Raw genomic sequence first — 4,074 nt, 5'->3', positions numbered from 1 at the left:
GGGGCTTCGTCGTGCTGCTCGAGAGGCTCGACCGATCAGGCGCGGCCGTAGCTCACGTTCTTGCTCCAGATCTTGTGCAGGCCCGTGGTGCGGCCGGTGCGCGGCGAGTCGTACATCATGCCGCCGCCGGCGTAGATGCCCACGTGGAAGGCCGGGGAGCCGAAGAACACGAGGTCGCCGGGCTGCGGGGAGGACACGCGACGGGTCGCGCGCTGCTGAGCGGCAGCGGTGCGCGGGATGGACTTGCCGTTGGCGCGGAAGACATAGCTGGTGAAGCCCGAGCAGTCGAAGCCGGCCCTGGTGGTGCCGCCGTAGCGGTAGTAGATGCCGGACAGGCTCGCGGCGGTGCGGAGCACCCCACCGCCGGCGACGGCGCGCGGAGCTGGGTTGGCGGCCTTCTTGACGACCTTGCGCGCGACGGTGCGGCGCACGGCGGTGCGGGAGGCGCGGGTGTAGGTGCGGTTGACGCGTCGCACCGCGGTGCGACGGTAGGTGCGCGAGGTGCGGGTGTACTTGCGCTTGGTCGAGTAGCGCTTGCGCTTGACCGTGGCCTTCTTGCGCTTGACGGCGGTGCGCTTGGTGACGGTGCCGCGGACCTTCTTGAGCTTGGACTTCTTGACCCCGGCGAGCGAGACGCGGCCGAGCTGGCCGACGGCGGCGACGGAGGGGGCAGCGACGCTGACCGGAGCAGCGGCAGCGGCCGGGGCGGCCGTGGCGGGCATCGACGCGGCGATGACCATGCCACCGGTGGCGGCGACGACACCCGCGACCTTGGTGGCCGGCGCGGCGGCGTGCTTGGCCGCCTTGATCAGGAGACTGGCGGAGGAGACGTCGGCAGCGCGGTGCCGACCGGGGGTGCTAATGGACACAGTTGACCTCTCGAACGCCTACGAAGTTAGCTGTCGGGTTCGGGCGGAAAGGTATGGCCCGGCCACTCTCGTGGCTTCACCCCGGGACGCTTGCGCGCCAAGGTGGGTCCCCCGCTCCTGTCAGCGGAATAAGCAGAACAGCAGAAGTGACAGGACTCGGCGTCTCCTGCTGCAGCCCCTCCAGGGGGAGAAGGGCCGTGAAAGAAGGTAACGGACACCCCCGGGATTGTCACGTTCAGATCACAGGCAGGTGAATCACAGGCGCCCTCCGTGGGTACGGCTGCTAGTGCCCGCACCGGACACACATGCGTGCGATAACCACTCTCAGTCGGACGTCACGGTGTCCACGAACACATGGCTCGCCACATCCACCGGGAGCGAAACCCCCTGCGAGTCAGTGGAATTCACGCCCACGACGATCACCCGGTCGCCCTCCGAGGTCACCCGAACCCGGCCACCGGGCAGCGCTCCAGCGGCCGTCAGCAGGCCGAGAGCCTCGTGATCCACCTGCACCGGCTCGCCGATCCGACGGACCGTGACTGTGACGGAGGTCACGGAACCATCCACGACGGAGTGCAGCGGGACCAGTCCGGGGTCCTTGCCGTCCGTGCCGACCGACCCCAGCTCGTCCAGACCGGGGATCGGGTTGCCGTACGGCGAGACGTGGTCGTCGCCGATGAGGCCGAGGATCTTGCGCTCGACCCGCTCGCTCATCACGTGCTCCCAGCGGCAGGCCTCGTCGTGGACGTGCTCCCACTCCAGGCCGATCACGTCCAGGAGCAGGCGCTCGGCGAGGCGGTGCTTGCGCATCACGCGCATCGCCCGAAGCCGACCGTCGGCGGACAGCTCGATCTCGCGGCTGCCGGCCACGTGCAGCAGACCGTCCCGCTCCATGCGGGCGACCGTCTGGGACACCGTCGGCCCGGCGTGACCGAGTCGCTCGGCGATGCGGGCGCGCAGGGGCTTCACGCCCTCTTCCTCCAGCTCGTAGATCGTGCGGAGGTACATCTCGGTCGTGTCGATCAGGTCAGTCACGGGTCAAGCCTGCCACGCGCGCCTGTGGACTTGCTTTGCGCCGCGCACGACGCAGCGCCGCCCGGCACGAGGACGGGCAGGATCGGGCAGATCAGGGCATCTTGCGGTGCCGCCGCCAGGACGCGGCGTCGTCGAGGTCGCCCTCCCCCACCCTCTCGTAGGCGATGCGGTCGTGCAGGCGCGACGGCTGACCGGCCCAGAACTCGATCTGGTCGCACGCGATCCGCCAGCCGCAGAAGGACGGCGGCATCGGGATCTCGGCCTCCTCACCGTCACGGGTGAAGCGGGCGGCCTGCTCGGCATACCGCCGCTGCAGCTCCTCCCGGCCGTCGACCGGCGAGGACTGCTCGGACGCCCAGGCGCTGACCTGGGAGCCCCAGGGCCGGGTGCGCCAGTAGCCCTCGAGCTCGTCCCCGTCCAGCGGCACCGCCCGACCCCGGAACCTGATGACGCGGTAGAGCGCGGACCAGCGCAGCGTCGCCGCCACCCGCGGCTGCTCGCCGATCTGGCGCGCCTTGGTGGAGCCGCTGTCGGTGATGAACCCCGGACCGGCGGGCGTGAAGAACTTCATCAGGACGGGACGCACGTCCGGGAGGCCGTCCGCACCGACCGTGGCCAGGTCGAGGCAGTCGGGCTCGGTGTGCCCGCCGCTGGACGCGTCGTGGGCGACGGCCTCCGCGAGCCAGGTCGACGCGAGCGACCAGGGGCTGTCCCCCAGCGTCGCCTCGTCCAGACCCGTGCCGGCGTAGTCGACCCGCCGGATGCCCTGCACCCCCGCGCCGCGCGTCCCCTGGCCCTGCTCGTCCGTCGCCCGCGGGTCGGTCACGTCGTTCTGCGTCATACCCCGAGACTAGGCTGACCCGGTCACCGCGTCCTGAGGAGGTCCGTCATGGCACGAGGCAAGGTCGGCGCCGTCAACAACCTGGTCAAGCTCGGCGTCAAGTACGGCCCGATCGTCTACGAGGCGGTCAAGCACGGCAAGGAGCCCGCGCGCGAGCTCGCCGAGCGGCAGGTGGCGCGCAGCAGCGCCCGCCGGCGCGCCCTCGAGCACGCCCACCACCTCGTCGACGGCTCGGTCCTCACCGTCTTCGACGGGGACCAGCGGCTCTTCGTCGTGTTCAACGGGGACACGCCCGTCGCTTCGCACCCGACGAGCAAGAAGAAGACGTTGCAGGCCCTCATCGACGGTTACGACCTCGACAAGCGGGTCCGGCCGACCCCCAGACGCCGTATGACGCCGCGGGTCAAGCGCACGGGTGGGTGACCGCGAGGTGGGCGGCACAGCCGACTTCGTCACCGAGATCGCCGAGGCCGATCGCGACAGCGGCATCCTGCGCTATCGCGGGGTCGACCTGCGCGAGCTCGTCGGCCACGTGCCGTTCGAGCAGGTGTGGGGGCTGCTCGTCGACGAGGCGCTGCACCCCGGCCTGCCGCCCGCCGAGCCCTTCCCGCTGCCGGTGCGCACCGGTGACGTGCGGGTCGACGTGCAGAGCGCCCTCGCCCAGCTCGCCCCCGTCTGGGGCTTCCACCCGCTGCTCGACATCGACGCGACGCAGGCCCGCGAGGACCTCGCCCGGGCCTCGGTGATGGCCATGTCCTTCATCGCGCAGTCCGCGCGGGGCGAGGACCTGCCCGCCGTCCCTCAGCGCGAGGTCGACCGCGGCCGCTCGATCGCCGAGCGGTTCATGATCCGGTGGCGCGGCGACCCCGACCCGCGGCACGTGGGGGCGGTCGACAGCTACTGGGTCACGGTGGCCGAGCACGGCCTCAACCCCTCGGCGCTGACCGCCCGGGTCATCGCCTCCACGGGCGCCGACGCGGCGGCCTGCCTGTCCGGAGCCGTCGGGGCCATGAGCGGCCCCCTCCACGGCGGCGCGCCACGCCGGGTCATGTGGATGCTCGAGGACGTCGAGGCCGGCGAGCCCGCCGCGCGGATCGTCGAGCAGGTCCTCGCCGAGGGCGGTCGGATCATGGGCTTCGGCCACAGCGTCTATCGCGGCACCGACCCCCGCGCCGACGTCCTCAAGACCGCCTGCCGCCGCCTCGGCGCCCCGCGCTACGCCGCGGCCTGCGAGCTCGAGGCCACGGCCCTGGTGGCGCTCGCCGAGCGCAACCCCGAGCGCGTGATCGCGACCAACGTGGAGTTCTGGGCGGCCGTGCTGCTCGACCT

The 4,074-nt window shown here is 71.7% G+C and carries 5 protein-coding genes and 1 riboswitch; of the genes, 2 read left to right on the top strand and 3 right to left on the bottom strand.

The window, feature by feature from the left end; genetic code table 11:
* Positions 1-35: 35 nt before the first annotated feature.
* From B2P18_RS18515 to B2P18_RS18505, 3 genes are all read right to left on the bottom strand, one after another.
* Entirely contained in the window at positions 36-869 is an 834-nt protein-coding gene (locus B2P18_RS18515; RefSeq protein ID WP_286961893.1) for a C40 family peptidase, read from the bottom strand.
* Positions 870-1,014, bottom strand: a riboswitch (cyclic di-AMP (ydaO/yuaA leader).
* A 179-nt stretch (positions 1,015-1,193) separates the two neighbouring features.
* Positions 1,194-1,904: a metal-dependent transcriptional regulator gene (locus B2P18_RS18510; protein WP_029211893.1), complete on the bottom strand. Its 711-nt coding sequence runs from the start codon at positions 1,902-1,904 to the stop codon at positions 1,194-1,196.
* 91 nt (positions 1,905-1,995) lie between these two features.
* Positions 1,996-2,745, bottom strand: coding sequence for a pyridoxine/pyridoxamine 5'-phosphate oxidase (locus tag B2P18_RS18505; RefSeq protein ID WP_286960668.1), 750 nt, complete (start codon positions 2,743-2,745; stop codon positions 1,996-1,998).
* Between the two features lie 48 nt (positions 2,746-2,793).
* Between B2P18_RS18505 and B2P18_RS18500 the strand changes: the two genes are divergently transcribed.
* Both B2P18_RS18500 and B2P18_RS18495 read left to right on the top strand, forming a co-directional pair.
* Positions 2,794-3,168 carry a hypothetical protein gene (locus B2P18_RS18500; protein ID WP_239266168.1) on the top strand — a complete coding sequence of 125 codons (375 nt, stop codon included), beginning with the start codon at positions 2,794-2,796 and terminating at the stop codon, positions 3,166-3,168.
* Positions 3,169-3,175: 7 nt separating this feature from the next.
* Positions 3,176-4,074, top strand: an 899-nt coding sequence (locus B2P18_RS18495) for a citrate synthase 2 (protein ID WP_286961890.1), incomplete at its 3' end; no start/stop codon positions are given.

This window comes from Arsenicicoccus sp. UBA2120 (assembly GCF_002330965.1).
Taxonomy (GTDB): domain Bacteria; phylum Actinomycetota; class Actinomycetes; order Actinomycetales; family Dermatophilaceae; genus Arsenicicoccus; species Arsenicicoccus bolidensis.
This window is presented reverse-complemented; position numbering and strand designations above follow the sequence as displayed.

Coding starts and splice junctions, on each gene's coding strand:
- B2P18_RS18505 (WP_286960668.1), bottom strand. CDS start 2,745: ATGACGCAGAACGACGTGACCGACCCGCGGGCGACGGACGAGCAGGGC.
- B2P18_RS18500 (WP_239266168.1), top strand. CDS start 2,794: ATGGCACGAGGCAAGGTCGGCGCCGTCAACAACCTGGTCAAGCTCGGC.